This window comes from Caballeronia sp. LZ001 (assembly GCF_031450875.1).
Lineage (GTDB): Bacteria > Pseudomonadota > Gammaproteobacteria > Burkholderiales > Burkholderiaceae > Caballeronia.
The window spans coordinates 330,408-348,124 of record NZ_JARTVX010000006.1; the positions used below are offsets into that span (position 1 = coordinate 330,408).

20 protein-coding genes are annotated in these 17,717 nt (G+C 61.1%); 8 read left to right on the forward strand and 12 right to left on the reverse strand.

All coding sequences use genetic code 11. The annotated features are described in order from the left end of the window. Nucleotides 1–49 precede the first annotated feature (49 nt). Together P9292_RS42275 and P9292_RS42280 are read right to left on the reverse strand one after the other, a co-directional pair. On the reverse strand, nucleotides 50–1,360 hold the full coding sequence (locus P9292_RS42275) for an FAD-binding oxidoreductase (protein WP_309850751.1): 1,311 nt from the start codon (nucleotides 1,358–1,360) through the stop codon (nucleotides 50–52). Continuing rightward, a complete protein-coding gene (locus tag P9292_RS42280) occupies nucleotides 1,360–1,842 on the reverse strand; it encodes a DUF3830 family protein (protein ID WP_250467730.1) in 483 nt (160 codons plus the stop codon). The genes P9292_RS42275 and P9292_RS42280 overlap by 1 nt, the downstream gene beginning before the upstream one ends. 212 nt (nucleotides 1,843–2,054) lie before the next feature. Between P9292_RS42280 and P9292_RS42285 the strand changes: the two genes are divergently transcribed. Further along, nucleotides 2,055–2,681 carry a redoxin domain-containing protein gene (locus P9292_RS42285; protein ID WP_309966195.1) on the forward strand — a complete coding sequence of 209 codons (627 nt, stop codon included), beginning with the start codon at nucleotides 2,055–2,057 and terminating at the stop codon, nucleotides 2,679–2,681. A 26-nt stretch (nucleotides 2,682–2,707) separates the two neighbouring features. On the opposite strand, the gene P9292_RS42290 is transcribed toward P9292_RS42285, so the two are convergent. After that, nucleotides 2,708–3,076, reverse strand: a complete 369-nt coding sequence (locus P9292_RS42290; protein WP_309966197.1) for a hypothetical protein — start codon at nucleotides 3,074–3,076, stop codon at nucleotides 2,708–2,710. 63 nt (nucleotides 3,077–3,139) lie between these two features. After that, nucleotides 3,140–3,469 carry a hypothetical protein gene (locus P9292_RS42295; RefSeq protein WP_309966199.1) on the reverse strand — a complete coding sequence of 110 codons (330 nt, stop codon included), beginning with the start codon at nucleotides 3,467–3,469 and terminating at the stop codon, nucleotides 3,140–3,142. A 160-nt stretch (nucleotides 3,470–3,629) separates the two neighbouring features. Between P9292_RS42295 and P9292_RS42300 the strand changes: the two genes are divergently transcribed. From P9292_RS42300 to P9292_RS42315, 4 genes are all read left to right on the forward strand, one after another. Next, nucleotides 3,630–4,676, forward strand: coding sequence for an alpha/beta hydrolase domain-containing protein (locus tag P9292_RS42300; RefSeq protein WP_309966202.1), 1,047 nt, complete (start codon nucleotides 3,630–3,632; stop codon nucleotides 4,674–4,676). A 5-nt stretch (nucleotides 4,677–4,681) separates the two neighbouring features. Then, a complete protein-coding gene (locus P9292_RS42305; protein ID WP_309850757.1) occupies nucleotides 4,682–5,416 on the forward strand; it encodes an SDR family NAD(P)-dependent oxidoreductase in 735 nt (244 codons plus the stop codon). A gap of 11 nt (nucleotides 5,417–5,427) precedes the next feature. Continuing rightward, on the forward strand, nucleotides 5,428–6,663 hold the full coding sequence (locus P9292_RS42310; protein ID WP_404989450.1) for a dienelactone hydrolase family protein: 1,236 nt from the start codon (nucleotides 5,428–5,430) through the stop codon (nucleotides 6,661–6,663). A gap of 81 nt (nucleotides 6,664–6,744) precedes the next feature. Next, nucleotides 6,745–7,908: an aminotransferase class I/II-fold pyridoxal phosphate-dependent enzyme gene (locus tag P9292_RS42315; protein ID WP_309966203.1), complete on the forward strand. Its 1,164-nt coding sequence runs from the start codon at nucleotides 6,745–6,747 to the stop codon at nucleotides 7,906–7,908. 74 nt (nucleotides 7,909–7,982) lie between these two features. Here P9292_RS42315 and P9292_RS42320 read toward each other — a convergent pair whose 3' ends face one another. Further along, on the reverse strand, nucleotides 7,983–9,086 hold the full coding sequence (locus tag P9292_RS42320; protein ID WP_309850766.1) for a porin: 1,104 nt from the start codon (nucleotides 9,084–9,086) through the stop codon (nucleotides 7,983–7,985). A 284-nt stretch (nucleotides 9,087–9,370) separates the two neighbouring features. Here P9292_RS42320 and P9292_RS42325 point away from each other — a divergent pair, with 284 nt between their 5' ends. The 3 genes from P9292_RS42325 to P9292_RS42335 all read left to right on the forward strand — a co-directional run bounded on the left by P9292_RS42325 (nucleotide 9,371) and on the right by P9292_RS42335 (nucleotide 11,513). Continuing rightward, on the forward strand, nucleotides 9,371–10,075 hold the full coding sequence (locus P9292_RS42325) for a GntR family transcriptional regulator (RefSeq protein ID WP_309850767.1): 705 nt from the start codon (nucleotides 9,371–9,373) through the stop codon (nucleotides 10,073–10,075). An 860-nt stretch (nucleotides 10,076–10,935) separates the two neighbouring features. Beyond that, entirely contained in the window at nucleotides 10,936–11,205 is a 270-nt protein-coding gene (locus P9292_RS42330) for a type II toxin-antitoxin system ParD family antitoxin (protein WP_309966206.1), read from the forward strand. Beyond that, nucleotides 11,202–11,513: a type II toxin-antitoxin system RelE/ParE family toxin gene (locus P9292_RS42335; RefSeq protein WP_309850771.1), complete on the forward strand. Its 312-nt coding sequence runs from the start codon at nucleotides 11,202–11,204 to the stop codon at nucleotides 11,511–11,513. Before P9292_RS42330 ends, P9292_RS42335 begins: the two co-directional genes overlap by 4 nt. A gap of 358 nt (nucleotides 11,514–11,871) precedes the next feature. On the opposite strand, the gene catA is transcribed toward P9292_RS42335, so the two are convergent. From catA to andAc, 7 genes are read right to left on the reverse strand one after another with little or no spacing between them, the layout of a single operon-like run. After that, nucleotides 11,872–12,807, reverse strand: coding sequence for a catechol 1,2-dioxygenase (catA, locus tag P9292_RS42340; RefSeq protein WP_309966209.1), 936 nt, complete (start codon nucleotides 12,805–12,807; stop codon nucleotides 11,872–11,874). Nucleotides 12,808–12,854: 47 nt separating this feature from the next. Next, a complete protein-coding gene (gene catC, locus P9292_RS42345) occupies nucleotides 12,855–13,145 on the reverse strand; it encodes a muconolactone Delta-isomerase (protein ID WP_309850777.1) in 291 nt (96 codons plus the stop codon). Nucleotides 13,146–13,163: 18 nt separating this feature from the next. Then, nucleotides 13,164–14,300 carry a muconate/chloromuconate family cycloisomerase gene (locus P9292_RS42350; RefSeq protein WP_309966212.1) on the reverse strand — a complete coding sequence of 379 codons (1,137 nt, stop codon included), beginning with the start codon at nucleotides 14,298–14,300 and terminating at the stop codon, nucleotides 13,164–13,166. Next, entirely contained in the window at nucleotides 14,297–15,514 is a 1,218-nt protein-coding gene (gene andAa / locus P9292_RS42355) for an anthranilate 1,2-dioxygenase system ferredoxin--NAD(+) reductase (RefSeq protein WP_309850783.1), read from the reverse strand. The genes P9292_RS42350 and andAa overlap by 4 nt, the downstream gene beginning before the upstream one ends. Further along, nucleotides 15,504–15,827 (reverse strand): anthranilate 1,2-dioxygenase ferredoxin subunit AndAb, encoded by a 324-nt coding sequence (gene andAb / locus P9292_RS42360; protein ID WP_309850786.1) that lies wholly within the window; start codon nucleotides 15,825–15,827, stop codon nucleotides 15,504–15,506. The genes andAa and andAb overlap by 11 nt, the downstream gene beginning before the upstream one ends. A 9-nt stretch (nucleotides 15,828–15,836) precedes the next feature. Next, nucleotides 15,837–16,310 (reverse strand): anthranilate 1,2-dioxygenase small subunit AndAd, encoded by a 474-nt coding sequence (gene andAd / locus P9292_RS42365; protein ID WP_309850789.1) that lies wholly within the window; start codon nucleotides 16,308–16,310, stop codon nucleotides 15,837–15,839. A gap of 16 nt (nucleotides 16,311–16,326) precedes the next feature. Continuing rightward, nucleotides 16,327–17,592, reverse strand: coding sequence for an anthranilate 1,2-dioxygenase large subunit AndAc (gene andAc, locus P9292_RS42370; RefSeq protein WP_309851250.1), 1,266 nt, complete (start codon nucleotides 17,590–17,592; stop codon nucleotides 16,327–16,329). Nucleotides 17,593–17,717 lie beyond the last annotated feature (125 nt).

Sequence of the window (17,717 nt, forward strand, 5' to 3'; positions counted from 1 at the left end):
TAAAACGGTGTCAAGAAAAAGTCCTTCGTGTTGCAGATAATTTTGCGTCTCAGCGACGCATCGTGTCCTGGATCATGCCGAGCGGCAACAGCAATTGCGGCGCGTAGCGTGCGACCGCGTGCGCCTTGATTGGCGCTGCGGACATCAGCGGAACCGGCAGGCGCGAGGCATCGCGGTCGACGGCGTAATCGGCCATGCGCTGGCCCAGTGTGGTCGTCATTGCGATGCCGCGTCCGTTGCAGCCGATGGGCGCATACCAGTTCGGTCCGACCTCGAACAAGCGTGGCAGAAAATCAGGCGTGAGCGCAGCGCCACCGCGCCAGATGAAGTCGAAACGCACGTCGCCCAGTTGCGGAAAAATCCGCTCCATGCGGCGCGCAAGCGAGTGCAACAAACGCGGCTCGGCCATCCACTGCGTGAGCGGCGCCATGCCGCCGGTGACGATGCGGCCATCGACCGTAAACCGGAGTGCGAACAAATTATTGCGGGTGTCCGAGAGCGCTTCGTTGCCCTTGAGCATGGCGCGGCGCGCGGCCTGCGGCACGATCGAGGTGGCGAGTTGAAACACCGTCAGCGGCACGACACTGCGCGCGACCGCCGGCGCCAGCGAGCGCGGACCGGATGGCGCGGCGTTCGTGCATTGCAGGATGGTGGTGGCGCGTACCGTGCCGGTCGGCGTGCGCAGAAGGTAACGGCCGCTCGCTGCATCGATGCGCAGCACCGGGGAATCGATATGGATTCGCGCGCCCTTCATACTCGCCGTGCGCGCGAGTTCCTGCGTGTAGGCAAACGGATTGAGATGCCCGCCGCTTTCATCGTAAAGCGCGCCGTGGAACGACGCGCTGCCGATGCGCTCGCACGCTTCGGCGCGATCCATCCAGCGCGCACGCGACCCGGCGCGGCTCCAGGCATCCACGCGCGCCTTGAGCCCGTCCACCAGTTCGCCCGCATGCGCGGGATTGATCCAGCCGCCCTGAACGGCATCGCATTTCATGTCGTGACGGGCGATGAGATCGAACACCGCCTGCGCGCCACCCGCGACGAGACTCACGAGACGCGGGCCGTAATCGTCGCCGAGGAGGCGCATCACATCGGCTGGGCCGACGCGCGGCAGGCTCGGCACCACCAGTCCGCCGTTGCGTCCGGATGCCGCCGTCGCGGGATGCTCCGCTTCCAGCACCGTCACGCTGGCCCCGCGTTCGCGCAACGCCAGCGCGCTGTTCAGACCCATGATGCCCGCGCCGATCACCGCGTAATCGCAGTCGATGTCCGCGTCCAGCCGATGAAACGCGGCCGCCGCGCCGGCCGTGGTCGGCCAGTAGTTCTGCCTGAGCGCGTCGGGTGGAGTGTCCGTGCTCATCAGGCCCTCGCGAGACTGAGCGTGCAAGCGCCATTCTTGCGGATGGCGGCACAGCCCGAAGCCAGCGCCTGAAGATCCTGCGAATCGACGCGCGCGACGACATTGCCTGCGAGCCAGCCGATCGGAAACAGCATGCGTCCGCCCGGACCGTAGAAGAAGCCGAGATCGAAGACCGGCTGCGGATTGCCGCCCCACATGTGCGCCGGCACATAGGCCAGCACCAGATCGCCAGCCTGTGGCGTGATGGTGGCGTTTTCCGGCGGCAGCGCGCGGGCGTTGCGCGCCGGGTCGATCATCGCGGTCGGCACCGGGCAGGAAATCTCCGGCCCGGTCCACATCGCGTGAATGGCGGGAATATCGCGCGGCGTGGCGAGCAAGTCCCACACGAACTCCGCACTTTCGGGCGCTTGCTGGTCGAGCAAGGTGAAACGGGCTTGCAGGCCGCTGTTTGCTTCAGTCACGACAATACTTCGGGTAGTCATCTTTTCTCCGTGGTGAGGCATGCGGGGCTGGTTCACTAAAGCCGCCGCATTCGCATGACGATCATTTGATCAAATAATAAAACGTTAGGCAAGTGAATGTCATAACCGGGCTTGGTTTTCGACGATGCCGGTCAAATGCGCTTGACAGTAGGTTTTGTAGCCCCGACACTGTGCGCAGATATCATTTGATCAAATTATTTCGGATGAACCGCATGACACTGACCGTCGGAAGCGCGCTGCCTGATTTCGAGGCGATCTCATCGCACGGCCCGATGCGCCTGCACGACTGGCTCGGCGGCGAGTGGGCGCTGATCTTCGCGTTCAAGGCGATGTCCCCCACGTGCAGCACCGAATTCGCCGCGCTCGAAACGCTGCGCGAAGCTTATGAGGCGTGCGGCGCGCGCGTGCTCGGCGTATCCGTCGACACGGAAGAAATGGTCGCCGCGTGGCTCGGCGATTTGCGCGACGCGCTCGATTGCACACCGTCGTTCGCGCTCGTCAACGACCCGAGCCGTGCGGTGCCGCGCGCGCTCGGTTTCGTCGACGAATCGGCTTTGCAGGCCAGCTTGTATCGCACCGCCTTGCTCGTCGCGCCGGATCGCCGTGTTGCCATGACGCTGACTTATCCGGTGACGAACGGCCGCAGCTTCACCGAAATCCTGCGCACCCTGCAGGCGGTGCAACTCACCGCGAAGCGCAAAGTCGCCACATCGTCGACATGGTTGGACGGACAGCCCGTGATGCTACCGCCATCGCTCGCGCAGGAGCAGGCCGAAGCGATGTATCCGCAAGGCGTGAAGGTTCTGCGTCCGTATTTGCGCGTCGTCGCGCAGCCGTAAAAAGCGCAGTCCAGGAGAATTCAATGTCAGGTGTAACGAGATTCGAAGTGCTGTCGCGGCATCCCGTGTTCGACGGCATGGTGTTCGGCAAGGACGGCCGGGTCGGTGCGTACGAATTGTTGTCGGGCCGCGCGCATTGCGAGATCGACCCGGATGCGCCGCTCAATCGCGGCATCGTCAACCTGGCGCGTGCGCCGAGCGCGGCAAACGGACGCGTGCAGTACAGCGTGGACTTTCATGTCTACAAGCCCGTCGATCTGTCGCGCGGGAATGGCTGGCTGTTCTACGAGTACCTCAATCGCGGCACGCAACGCGGCATCGTGCGAATCAACAATGCGCCCGTGGTGGCGCTGCCATCGACGCCCGATGACATCGGCAATGGCTTTTTGATGCACGAAGGCTACGCGATCGTCTGGACCGCATGGCAAGGCAATGTCGAGCCGGGCGGCGGACGCATGCTAGCGCAGTTTCCGGTGGCGAGCGAAAACGGCCAGCCGATCACCGGCACGGGCTGGGAAGAGTTCGTGCTCGATGCGCCCGATTCCATTCGCGGCGCCATCGTGCAGGAGATGGACGGCGAGCGCACCGTGCTGACGCTGTCCTACCCCGCGGCAAGCACGGAACCCGCCCGCGCGACGCTCACCGCGCGCCAGCACGAAATCGACGCGCGCACGCCCGCGCCCGGCATCGAATGGCGCTTTCTGGATCGAAACACCATCGAGGTCCGGCGTCTGCCGCATTGCACGCTGGATCGCGGCGCGATCTTCGAGTTCATCTACGAAGCGCAAGATCCGGTCGTGATGGGTCTCGGCTATGCGAGCGTGCGCGACGTGATGGCCTTCCTGAAGTACGAATCGCACGACAGCGAAGGCACGCCCAATCCGCTTTGGCCGGAGGACGCCGCGCCTCGTTCGCGCGCTCGGCTTCGGTCTTTCGCAAAGCGGGCGCGTGCTGCGCGACTTCATCCATCAAGGCTTCAACGAGACGCTCGATTCACGCATCGTCTTCGATGCCGCCGTGCCGATCATTTCCGGCTCGCGGCGCGCGTGGGTCAACGCGGCGTTCTCGCAGCCGGGCCGCTACTCGCGTCAGCACGAAGACCACAGCTATCCGGGCGACCAGTTTCCCTTCGCCTATCAAACGCTCACGGACCCGATCAGCGGAAACACCGACGGCATTCTCGCGCGCGCGGAGGCATCGAACACGGTGCCGAAGATCATGCAGATGGATACCGATTCCGAAGCATGGTCGGCGCGCGCATCGCTGGTCGCGACCGACTGCGAAGGCCGCGATCTGCCCGGGCATCCGGATGTGCGCCTGTATCTGACGACCGGTATCGCGCATGGCGACTATCCGTTGCCGAAGTCGAAGGTCACGCGCCATGCCACCAATCCGCTCACGTATGGCGCCATCCTGCGCGCGCTGTTCGTGGCCATGCGTGAATGGGTCGATGAAGACATCGCGCCTCCTCCGAGCGCGTTTCCGTCGCATGCGGACGGCACATGGTGGACGCTGGATCGATTCGACGAACGCTTCGAAGCGACGACCGGCATCGACAGTCCGCGTGTCATCAACGAATTGCAATTGCTCGATCATTCGCAGGTTCCGCCGCGGCCGGGACCGCGTTATCCCGTGTTCGTCCCCGCCGTCGATAGCGATGGAAACGGCAGCGCGGGCGTGCGTCATCCGTTCGTCCAGGCGCCGCTCGGCACGCATGCGGGCTGGGCGCCACGCGCCGAAGGCTTCGCGCCGGGCGGCCTATATAGCGTCTACGGTTCGTACATTCCCTTTGCGCGCGATGGCCTGCGCCCGGCCGGGATCGAAAACGACCGACGTCCCGCGTTCGAGGCCCGCTACGCGAACGCCGATGCATGGCGCAGCGCGTTGCTCGACGCTGCTGCATCGCTGGTAGAACAACGCTTCATGCTCGCCGATGACGCCGCGCGACTTGCCGCCGAAGTCGATTGCGCCGACGATATTTTCCACATCATCTGACTCTTATGATCGATCACAACACTGTCGCGCTCGTCACTGGCGCCGATCGCGGACTGGGCGCGATGTTCGTCGAAACGCTCGTCGCACGCGGTGCGGGCAAAGTGTACGCAGCCACGCATCGTGCTGCCGATGCTGACGCTTTTCAGAACCCGCGCGTCGTGCCCGTCACGCTCGATGTCACGAATCCGGAAGATGTGAAACGCGTGGCGGCGATGGCATCCGACGTGAGCTTGCTGATCAATAACGCGGGCGTGAACACGCAAACGGGCGCGCTGCACGCAGGCCAGCCCGAGCGCGCACGCCTCGAAATGGAAGTGAATTTCTTCGCGATGCTCGCTATGGCCAATGCCTTCGCGACGCATCTGATCGCATCGCGCGGCGCAATGGTCAACATCCTCTCGGTGCTCGCACGCGTGAGCCTGCCTTCGATGACGTCGTTATGCGCATCGAAGGCGGCGGGTTTGCGGCTCACCGAAGGACTCGACGCCGAACTCGCGCCGCAAGGCGTGCGCGTCTACGCGGTGATGCCCGGCGCCATCGACACGGACATGAGCCGCGATTACATCGGCGAGAAACTCACGACGCGTGAAGTCGTCGATGCCACGCTCGATGCAATCGGCGGTGCACCGCGCGAAATCTATATCGGTGCAATGGCGCAAGGCGTGGCCGGGATGCTGGCCGCGGATCGCACCACACTGCACGCGCAAATTCTCGGTGGCGCGCAAGCGCAGCCTCAATGAGCGGGGAACGCATGAGTCAAATGATTGAAATCAAGAGCCACGATAGTCGGAGTTTCGCGGCATACAAAGCCGTTCCCGCGCAAGGCTCCGGACCGGGACTCGTCTTGCTGCAAGAGATTTTCGGCATCAACGCGTACATGAAAAGCATGGCGGATCGCTATGCGGAAGAAGGCTATGTCGTGCTCGTGCCCGATCTCTTCTGGCGCATGGAACCGGGCGTAGTGCTCGGCTATGAACAGGAAGACTTCGCGAAGGCGCTGGGCTTCAACGAGCGCGTGGATATCGACCTCGCGGTGCGCGATATCGAATCCACGGTCGATGCCATGCGCATGCAGCCGGAACATGCGGGCAAGATCGGCGCGCTCGGCTATTGTCTCGGCGGCAAGCTCGCGATGCTCGCCGCTGCGCGCACGCAGATCGACTGTGCGGTGAGTTACTACGGCGTCGGCCTCGATGCCTATCTCGACGAAGTGCCGGCCATTCAGTGTCCGATGGTCTTTCACTTCGCTGGTGACGATGCCTTCTGTCCGCTCGACGCACGTGAAGCGATCATGCGTGCGCTGGCGACGAATCAGGGCATCGAACAATACGTGTATCCGGGATGCGATCACGCCTTTGCATCGCCGGGGCGCCCGCACTTCGACAAGCCCGCGACCACGATGGCCTACTCGCGCTCGCTCGCGTTGTTACGCAAGGTCATGGGTCCGGTCCACGATCTGAACGCGCTGTGGGAGCGCCACTGCTATTACGAATTCGCCACGCGCGATGTCGATGCCGTCATGCCCACCATGGTCGCCGAACCCTACGTCAATCATGTTCCCACGATGACCGGCGGTGTCGGACACGACCAGCTCAAGCGCTTCTACAAGTACCACTTCGTCGATGCGAACCCGGCGGACACGCAACTCATTCCGGTGTCGCGGACGATCGGCTCGGATCGGATCGTTGATGAATTCGTGTTCTGCGCCACGCACGACCGCGAGATCGACTGGCTGCTACCGGGACTCGCGCCCACCGGAAAGTACTTCGAGATTCCGATGCTGGCGGTGGTCTGCTTTCGCGGCGACAAGCTCTATAACGAACACATCTACTGGGATCAGGCCTCCGTGCTCGTTCAGATCGGCGTGCTGGACCCGAAGGGCCTGCCCGTCGCCGGAATCGAAACGGCAAAGAAGATGATCGACGAAGGTCTGCCAAGCAACACGCTCATGCGCAACTGGGCATCGAGCGAAGACAAGCCCGTCTGATTCGCACGCCGCATTCACCATCGCTATCGAACGGCCCGCGTTGATCGCGACACGGGCCATGACACTGTTATCGCCAACGCCATGAAACTCGCCAAACGCATCACCGAAACATCGAAGAAATCGTACGGCATGTACGAGAAAGCCCGCAATCTGCCCGGCGACACATCCGATGTGATTCACCTCGAACTCGGCTGCCCGCACGCGGACACGCCGATGCCCATCAAGCAGGCCACCATCGACGCCCTGCTGCGCGGCGACGTTCACTACAGCGACATGCGCGGCCTGCCCGCGCTGCGCCAGGCACTGGCCGACAAACTGCGCACGCGCAATAAGCTCGACGTGACCGAGAACGATATTCTCGTGACCAACGGCCTCACGCATGCTTCATTTGCAGCCTTTTTCGCGCTTATCGATCAGGGTGACGAAGTCATTTTGCTGGCGCCGTACTATCCGCAGCACATCGGCAAGATCGAAATGGCGGGCGGCAAACCGGTGGTCGTCGATCTGGATCGAAAGAACTTTTCCATCGATGCCGGCGCGATCGAGCGCGCCATCACGCCGAGAACGCGCGCTATCGTGATCGTCAATCCGGCCAATCCGACTGGGCGCGTCTATACCCGCGACGAACTGAGCGCGCTCGCGGATATCGCGATTCGCCACGATCTCGCGGTGCTTTCCGATGAAGTGTACGAAGAGATCGTCTACGACGGTGCGCGTCATGTCAGCATCGGTTCCTTGCCGGGCATGAAAGAGCGCACGCTCTCCATGTTCGCGTTCACCAAGTCGCACGCGATGGATGGCTGGCGCGTCGGCTTCATGACCGCCCCCGCCGATGTGATGCCCGCCCTGCTCAAAATCACTGCCAACGATGTCACGCACGTCAACACGTTCATTCAGGCGGGCGCGCTGGCGGCCGTGAGCGGCGACCGCGCGATGCTCGAACGACTCGTCAACGAGGATGCGCAGAAGCGCGCGAGCGTCGTGGAAAGCCTCAACGCCATGCGCAACGTGCAGTGTGCGTCGCCGGAAGGCACGATTTACGCGTTTCCAGACATCAGCGCGACAGGTCTGTCGGCTCAGGAATGTGCGGACCGAATCCTCATTGAAGCGCGGGTCGTCGTGGAAGCAGGCAGCTTCTATGGCGCGGCGGGCGAAGGCCATCTGCGCGTGTGCTTTGGGTCGGAATCGAAAGAGCGAATCGTCGAAGCGATGCAGCGCCTGCACACTTTTTTCGATAAGCTCTGATATATTAAATGTAGTACTAAATAAAAAGGCCGATAATCAATCGGCCTGTTTTTCCGTACATAGATTGCGTTTACTCAGAAACGGTGACGAATGCCGACATCCCCGACGATCTGATTCGGGCTGGACGATGTGCCGATTCCGATGATCGACGCGCGAGCGTCATGTCCCTGCATGTGCTCGGCAAGCACCATTGCGTACACGTCGGTACGCTTGGACAACGCGTAGTCGAGCGTCGTGCTCAACTGATTGAATCGCGTGGAGCCGAGCGTCGTGAGCGTGTAGCCGGTGGCTGCGGTCAGTGACGGCGTGAAGGAATACGTCATGCCGAGTTGTCCGTTGCGGAACAGCGCATTCTCTACGCCCACGCCACGAATGCCCGCGTAGAGCGACTGTGTGTACATCGCATAGACGAAGGTCTTCTGGAAACGGTAGCTCGTCGCCACACCCATCGTTCGCAAGTAGCTTCCGCCCAGCACGGTGCGGCCCGTCGGCTGCCCGTAGATCGACGATATATCCAGCAGCGAGGACGTGCCGGCCACTTCCGTATAAGCCGCCGCGATGTTCCAGGCGCCCGCCGTGTAGCTCGCCGAATAGCTGTAAGAGCGGCCATTGCCGTTGATGTCGCCCGCGAGATTGGAGAAGCCGTACTGCGCGCCGAACTGAAATCCGCTCCACACCGGCGTCAGATATTGAACGGAATTCGGCACGCGCTGGGCGTTCGCACGGTCGTTGGCGAACGGGTGATCCGAGAACTGACCGAGGAACCACGTCGACGTTTCATACATGCCGAGCGTCAGACCCATGAAGTCATACTGATTACCGAAGGTCAGTGTGCCCCAGCGCTTGTCGGTCAGCCCGACGTAAGCCTGACGTCCGAACAGCTTGCCGCCCTGCCCCAATGCGCCGGTGGTCGTGCTGTAGCCGTTTTCCAACACGAAGACGGCGCTCGTGCCGCCGCCCAGATCCTCGACCCCGCGAAAGCCGAGCCGATTGGCCTGCATCACCGAGTTGGTCGCCATCCAGTCCGTCTTCCCGCCGACATTGCTGACATAGGCTACGCCGGCATCGACGATTCCGTACAGCGTGACCGAGCTTTGCGCGCGCGCCTGCATCGGCACGCCGAGCGCGGCGCAGGCGCCGAAGACCGCGAGCGCCGCGCGCCATGGGGGACGGGGCAATGGAGTTCTTGAAGTGGTGGTTCTGATCATGTGCCAGGAGTATGAGCGATGGGTTGTGGGTCAGACGCGCACCATCACAACTAGGCTTTGGCGGCGCTCCATCATTTGATCAAATAATCAAATGATGGAGCGGATTTTTCTGGGACCAAAATTTCTTGTCAAGCAATGACGTACAGCTTCACAACAGGGGCGGGAAATGCGTATTGCTGCATTTTGTGGAGCGTGGAGAACTGGTAACATAGCAGCGCCAACCAACAGAAATGATCGATTGATCACACAACACCATGACCGAGCAATTCACGCGCGTCGTGAAACGATCCACCATGCAGGAGTCGATCTATGCGCAACTGCGCGCATCGCTGATGCAGGGTCGCTTCGAGCCGGGCCGGCAGCTAACGGTCGCAACGCTGGCCGAAGCGTTCGGTTCGAGCGCCATGCCCGTGCGTGAGGCGTTGCGTCAGTTGGTGGTGGAGAATGGATTGGTTGCCCTGCCGAACGGAACCATTCAGGTTCCCGAAATCAGCAAGAAGCATCTGCGCGATCTGTGCGATGCCCGCATCGCGCTGGAAGGTCTGGCCACCGAAATGGCCGCGAAGCATATCGATGAACCCGCGGTGCGCCGCCTGCGTCGTCTGATTTCGGAACACGAACTCGCCATCAAGCACGATGGCATTCATGAAAGTCTCGTAAAAAATCAGGATTTCCATTTCCTGATTTATCGCGCATCCGGCTCGACGGTTCTTCCTCCCCTAATCGAAACCGTGTGGCTACAATGCGGGCCCTATATGCGCGTGATCACCGAAGAGGTAGAGCGTGACGAAAAGGTGCCCTACAACACGGCGGGCACGGACTTGCATGATGTCGTTGTGGATGCGCTGGAAGCACACAACGCATCGGCCGCGCGCAAGGCCATGGAGAAGGACATCCGCATGTCGTTCGACTTTCTGATCAGAACCATTGAGAAACGAGAGGTTTTGGCGGCCGGATAGGGACGCAACCTAGCTCACGTCGATCGGACCAACTCGACGTGACGACGTTATTTGAAGCGTTACGAGTTGCAACGGGTCTGATAGGCAACGCCGTGGTAAGCAACGTGTTTATGCTTGCAGTTCGCTTGGCAGCAAGCCGTTGCTCCCTCCCCTGGTGAGCTAAGTGACGCGTGCAGTCGAACCAAAAGCAGCAACGGTGCAAATGACTGGGGCCGCACGCGAGTCGGGCTGGCACAGCGGCTGTCGCCCCGTCTATCTTGCTTGTTGCCGCGTGGATCGACGAGGCAGTCCATGCCGTCACACGGCCCGGAAGATCCATCTCGATGGCTATCATCGCGGACCACAGCAAAGACTCTTCGGGCCGACGCGCTTGCTTCCTTTCGCTGCTCTAGCGGTCTTTGTCTGCAGCGTAGGTTCAACTTCTGGTAGACAAGGTCGCGGATGGCAAGGTCTTGCCCTTATTTCTCGCGACTTCGCCGTTAAGAATTCGCCGAACGCCTGCCGTTGCATGTGAATGACTTCGATGTCGGCGATAACCAATGAAGAAGCGTTCTTCTCAGGCAATCGGATGGCCGGTTCGGGGGGCGAAGCCGACGCCTGACCGTCCGACCAACGACGTCTACGACCGGCGGCTTGTGGCCGGCAGCGGGCTTGGCAGGTCCGCCCGATTTCAAGCCTCACAATCGACCTAGCCGACACGCAGCCTGGTCGAGACCGCATCTATTCGCTGATTGTGTATAAAAGCATTGCCACTTTTTTAATTACGGCGGTTGGAGGTTAGGCAAAAAGGCATCCCACGTAGGACCGTTGCAGACGCGCTCAGAAACGAGTAGGATTGAATCCTACTGAAGGAGGCGGCAATGAGAACGACGCAGCAGATGAGCATCACTTTGCCTAATGAGATGGCCGAGTTCGTCCGCACAAAAGTTGCAAGCGGCGATTACGCCTCAGATAGCGAAGTGCTGAGAGACGCGCTTCGCGCGCTGCGTGAGCGTGACCGTGCCGTCGAGGTGTGGTTACGAAACGAAGTGGTTCCTGCAGCGCAAGCGCTTCAAGATGATCCGAGCCGTGCACTATCAGCCGATCAGGTACGTGCCGAGCTGGAAAAATCTCGCACGCGCCACGAATGAATTGGCGCGTACAGTTTGCGCCCGAAGCGCTTAATCAACTGCGGAGACTTGAAAAGCGCATCGCAAACTCGGGCGCTCCGATAGCGGCGGCACGATATGTTGATTCGATCGTCGATTTCTGCATGAAGCTCGATACGTTTGCAGCGCGAGGTGTCGCCCGTGACGACTTACTGCCTGGACTTCGGATCACTCATTTCCGCAAGCGCGCGATCATCGCCTACACGTTAGAAACAGATGCCGTCTCGATCTTGGGCATCTTCTACGGCGGTCAAGATTATGAGGCAGCGCTTGCGCCTGAAGACGGGTAGAACGTTGACAGATGGAGAGTACAGATCGTCTCAAAGCATTGAGCAAATTAATCGATTCAACATAAGTAACATTAACGTAGTTAGTTTGCAGTCCTTATGGAATGCATGTTCAGTCGGCTTTTCCGAGCTGTCGATGTTTAGATTGCAATTACTGAAATTCGCGATGGTGGTCATCGCGGGGGCGCCTGAATGTGCGCTTCCGACCCGTTTACATCCTTAGTCTCTCAAGCTGCCGACGGCGGCTCCTGACTAACCGGGTACCCGCCCGTTTGCGCCAAACCGTGCCTGATTCTGAAGTCGTCCGTCCGCACACGAACTGCGCGTGGCGCGGTGCCCCGCACAGTTGAATGCCGAAATTTCAAACAGCCACAGTTGCCCGCAGACGATTGACAAGCTGATTATCCTTGCCCTGCACCGTCGCCGTCAGCACGAAATTGAACTCGATCTCCTTGTACGCATCTTCCTTCAGCCCGAGCGCCTGGCCGCCGGTCTTGTCGATCACGGGCGGAATGAGGTCTTCACGCGTGGCATAAGCGAAGTCGTCCCAGATGAGCGGATCGCCTTCGATATTGATCTGCGTCGTCAGCTTGCGAAGGCCGTCGCCGGTGACGAAGAAGTGCACGTGCGCCGGACGGTTGCCGTGCCGCGCCAGCACATCGAGCAACTGTTGCGTCGCACCGTGTGGCGGGCAGCCGTACCCCACGGGTATCAGCGTGCGGAACTCATAGGTTCCGTCGCCGCCCGTACGCACTGAGCCGCGCAGATTGAACGGGCTTTGCGCGCCGGTCGGGTCGAAGTGCGAGTAAAAGCCGTTCGAATTGGCGTGCCAGCATTCGACCACTGCGCCCGCGACCGGGTTGCCGTCCGGATCCGTGACGGTGCCGCGGATAACGAGCGGACCCGCGTTGGCATCGGCGTCGAGATCGATTTTCGACATGCCATCTCGTACCGGCGCACCGGCCACATACAGCGGACCTTCGATGGTGCGGGGCGTGCCGCCATCGATTTCGGCCTGCTTGTCGGCCGCGTCCATGCGGATGTCCAGAAACTTTTCCAGTCCGAGTCCCGCAGCGAGCAAGGCGGCTTCGCCATCCTGCCCGAGTTTGTTGATGTAGTTCACCCCAGCCCAGATTTCATCGGGCGTCATGTCGAGATCGTCGATGGCCTTGAAAAGGTCGCCCAGCAAACGATGCGTGATCTGCTTCGCCCGCGCATTGCCGCTTTCGCTCTCGAGATTCGTGGCGGCCTTGAGCAGGTCCTGCACTTCCTGACTGACAAATACCTTGACGTTCATGATTTCTGTCTCCACTGATATTGGGGGTCTTTTTCTAAGGCTCGCACTCATGCATCGCCGTCGCGGATGGACGACGGGTGCCGGCACAACGGCGTCACCGAAATCTTCATGTACGGAAAAAGCGGCAAGGCGATTAGGATGTCGTGCAGTTCCGCATTGCTCTCGACATCGAACACGCTGTAGTTCGCATACTCGCCCGCAATGCGCCAGATATGACGCCACTTGCCGCTTCGCTGAAGCTCCAGCGAATAGGCCTTTTCGCGCGACTTGATTGAATCTGCGATATCGACGGGCATGTCGGGCGGAAGGTGTACGTCCATTCGTACGTGGAAAAGCATTGTCGGTCTCCTGATGATTTATTTTCTGACTTTCTTCAGCCCGTCCCGCGTGAAGCGTTTGAGCTTGTCTTCGTCCAGTTCGATACCAAGGCCCGGACCGCTCGGCACCGTCAGTTCGAAATCGCTGTACTCGAGCGGCTGGGTGAGGATGTCTTCGGTGATGAGCAACGGCCCAAACAACTCGGTGCCCCATTGCAGATTGGCGAAACTCGCGAAGAGATGCGCCGACGCCACCGTGCTGAATGCGCCTTCCAGCATCGTGCCGCCGTACAGTTCGATGCCCGCCGCATCCGCAATGGCCGCCACGCGCTGCGCCGCGAACAGGCCACCGGTTTGCTCGATCTTGATCGCGAACACATCCGCGCCCGCGTGCTTCGCTATCTCGAAGGCGCTGTCCGGACCTTGCAGGATTTCATCGGCCATGAGCGCGACGGGAAAGCGGCGCATCAGACGTGCGAGCGCGGCGGCGGACGCCACGGGTTGCTCGACGAGTTCGCAGCCTGCATCGGCCAGCGCGGGAATGGCCCACGCCGCCTGCGTTTCGCTCCACGCCATGTTGACGTCGACGCGCACCGCGCCGCGATCCCCAAGTTCGCGTTTGATCTGCGCAACGTGGGCGATGTCGGTCGTCAGTTCCTTCGCGCCGATCTTGAGCTTGAACACCTTGTGGCGGCGCGCGTCGAGCATGCGCCCCGCTTCCGCGATGTCCTTCGCGGTGTCGCCCGAAGCGAGCGTCCACGCCACGGGCAGACGCTCGCGCCTGCGGCCGCCGAGCAGTTCGCTCACGGGCACGTTCAGACGCTTGCCGTGCGCATCGAGCAAGGCGGTTTCGAGCGCGCTTTTGGCAAAGTGACTGACCTTCACGAGTTTGCCTATGTATGCCATCGTGTCCTGAACACGCGTGGCATCGCGGCCGATTGCGGCGGGCGCGAGATAGGCATCGATTGCGAGCTTCATGGACTCGGGGCTTTCGGGGCCGTACGCCATACCCGCGATGGTCGTGCCCTCCCCGATTCCGATGACGCCATCGCTGCAAAATACTTTCACGAGCATCAGTGTCTGACCGTGCATGGTCGCGACCGAAAGCTTGTGAGGGCGGATGGTCGGCAGATCGACCAGAAAGGTTTCTATACGCTTGATCGTTGCGTGACTCATAGCAAACCTCGCAATGGTATGGCCGTATTGCGGAGCGTCTCGGGATCGAGCGGATTGCCCGCAGCGATAAGTCGCTTGCACGCGCCGATGTCCCGGCCCGCGTTGACGCCGGCCACCGCTTCGAGCTGACGCGCCTCATTCAGGCCCAGCACGCAGAACGACCCGCTCGACGGATCGCCACGGGTGATCAGCGCATGTGCGGCATGGAAAAGTCCGAGCGTCTGCAGGTTGCAGTCGTACTGATCGGACCAGAGCCATGGGATTTCCGCATAGTGCCCGGCGCCACCCAGCATGTTCTCCGCAGCGACCACGGGCTGATTCTCCGCGACTTGCCAGGACTCCACCCGCACATGCCGCCCGAGCCGGGAGTTGAAGTGCGACGTGACCTCGCCTGCGGCAAAGATGGACGGATCGCCGGTCCGGCATTGCGCGTCCACGACAATGCCGTTCTCTACTGCGAGTCCTGCTTGCAAAGCGAGTTCGGTATTGGGAACCACGCCGATCCCGACTACCACGATATCCGCGTCGATTGCTCCATGGTCGGTTTCGACAATGGTACTGGCCGCACCCTGACGCACCGCGAGCGGTGTCGTGCCCGTTCGCACGTCCACACCTTTCGACCGATGCAAATCGTGAATGAACTCCGCAACCGCACGCGGCATCGAACGCATGAGCAGCCGCTCGGCCGGTTCGACCAGCGTGACCGCGCAACCGGCCTTCGTCGCCGATGCCGCCACCTCCAGCCCGATGAAACCGCCGCCGATCACCGCGACGCGCCGGCCTGGCATCAACGCACGACGAAGCGCCCGCGTGTCTTCCACGGTACGGATGTAATGCAGCTTCACGCCCTCGTCCACATGACCGGGGAACGGACGCACGCGCGAACCCGTCGCAAGCAGCAGACTTTCATATTCGATGCGTGCGCCGCCATTCAGCACGACGCAGTTTTCCGCGCGATCGATGGCGTCGACCCGCACGCCGAGCCGCACGTCGATACGCGCTGTGTCGTACCACGCGGCATCGCGAATAAAGATGCGCTTTTCGCCGTCCTCGGACAGCAGCGCGGCTTTGGACAGTTCGGGGCGATCGTACGGCAACGCGCGTTCGTCGCCGATCATGACAATCGCTGCGTGCGCATCCTGTTCGCGCAAGGACTCGGCAGCGCGACGCGCGGCATGCCCCGCTCCGACGATCACGAGATGCTTAGTCGACATGGATCTCGACCTGTCCGTCGACGATGCGGATGGGATACGCGCGCACGGCTTCCGTCACCGGCGCGCAACGCGGCGCACCCGTGCGGATATCGAAAAGTCCTTGATGCAGGGGACACTCCACGCAGCCGTCTTCAACGAAGCCTTCCGACAAACGCGCATGTCCGTGTGTACACAGGTCGTGCAGCGCGAACACTTCATCGCCCATGCGGAAGACCGCGACGGGTTTATCGCCCGCAACGACTGCGGCGGGCTCGCCTTCCGTGAAATCGTCGACATGGCCGATGACCTGCCACACATTCGAGAGCTGTTCCATATGCGCTCCTCAGATCGGCGTGGCGAGCAGTGTCTGCACGCGCGACGTATCGTAGATCACGCGCTTGGACTGATAGCGCAAGCCCTCTTCCGTGCGTACGACGCGATCGAAGTACTTGCCCGCCTGATACACATTCGACTCGCCGTTCGTGCGCGTCTGGATCACCACATAGTTGCTTTCCGTTTCGATCACGCCGTCTGTCTCGCCAGTCACCGTGAGCCCCGACGTCATGTGCCGGTAGCTATGCTCTTCGTAGATATTCGCATGACGCAGCGACACCACGCGATCGCGCAGCATCTTCTGGTTCGTGCAATGGATGATGCCCACCGGTAAGCCCAGGTCCGCGTTTTCTTTCGGCACGATCTCGTAGAGACAGTCCTCCGTGAAGAGCGCGGGCCACGCTTCGAGCTTGTCGTTATCGAGCGCGTTGATGTATTGATCCTGCAGGATATGCAATTCGAACCACTGCTTCATCTGTTCCATTTCTTGCCTCGCCGCCTCAATAGCCCATCAGCTTCTGATAACCGACCCAGAACTTGCGGATCAGGCTTTCGGTAATGACCGTGTCCTGCTGGTCCGGGTTGCCGCGCGACATTTCGATGACGGAGGTCGCATCCGCATCGCGCACGGTGCCGCGCTGGACGAGTTCGGTCGCCTCGGTGTCTTCCATCGAGATATAGCCTGCCGGGCCGACGAGATTCGCCTGCTTGATGCGCAATGCGCGAAGCTCGGGCGTGTCGTCCGCATAGCCGAAGAAGTGGAAAACCAGCTCGAAGTTGTTCGGCCCTTTCGGCAGCAACTGACGCGCGACGAGCGTGTTGTGGATCTGCTGGATGACGAGTTGCGGGAAGATCGGCTGAATATGGTTTGTCGTGTCTTCTTCATATTCGGAGACGAGACCGAGGATGGAATCGTCTTCGAGCGCGAAGCCTTCATTGAACGAGCGGATGTTCTGTTGCTTGTACGCGGACGACGTGTCCTCGCCCGTCTTCGTCACCGTGATGATGCTGTGCAGGCCATGCGACGCATCCGGAATGGAACGCGCCTTCATGCCGACGCGGAAGATGTTGAAGGTCGTATGGAACAGATGCAGCATGCTCGCGTGGTACGGGTCCTTCACGTTCTCGAAGTACAGCTTCCAGTTCGACTTCGAATACTGGCGCGTGCAGCCGAGATATTCGATCGGCTTGTGAAAGATGCGGTCGATCCACGGACGCATTTCCGCGCCGAGGTAGTCGGGCAGCGGCGCGACTTCATCGCTGAAGCTGGCGAATACGAGGCCCTTGTAGCTTTCCACGCGCAGCTTGCGCAGACTGTGATTTTTCGGGTCGAAATCGGCGGGCATGCCGGTCATGCCCTTCTGTCCGCGCCGGAACGGCACGCCGAGCAGAATGCCGCTGTTGTCGAAACTCCACTGGTGGTACACGCACGTATGCGACGTGGCATTGCCGCGCGATTTTCGGCACACGGATGCACCGCGATGCGCGCAGCGGTTCACCCACGCGGCGAGACCGCCGTCTTCCAGACGCGTGACGACGACGGGCGTGTCGCCCACGAAGGTGCTCTTGTAGTCGCCTGCGTTGAGAATTTCCGCTTCCAGCGCAACGAAGTTCCAAGTGGCCCCGCGAAAGATGCGCTCCTGTTCGCGGTCATAGACGGCCTGCGAACTGAAGACTTTGTAGGGCACGCGCGAGCCGTCGTCGTGCGGAAAGTGGACATGAGCCGAATCGGGCGAATCGGGCGGATTCTGAGGGCGAAATACCAGTTCTGCCGTTTCCACGGAAGTTCTCCTGTTGCGGGTCGGCGTGATCGGAACGTCACGGTGTCATCGCATTTTTGGAGAGAGACAATGACGGGTCTATCCACCAAAAACATCCGGTATCCCGTACT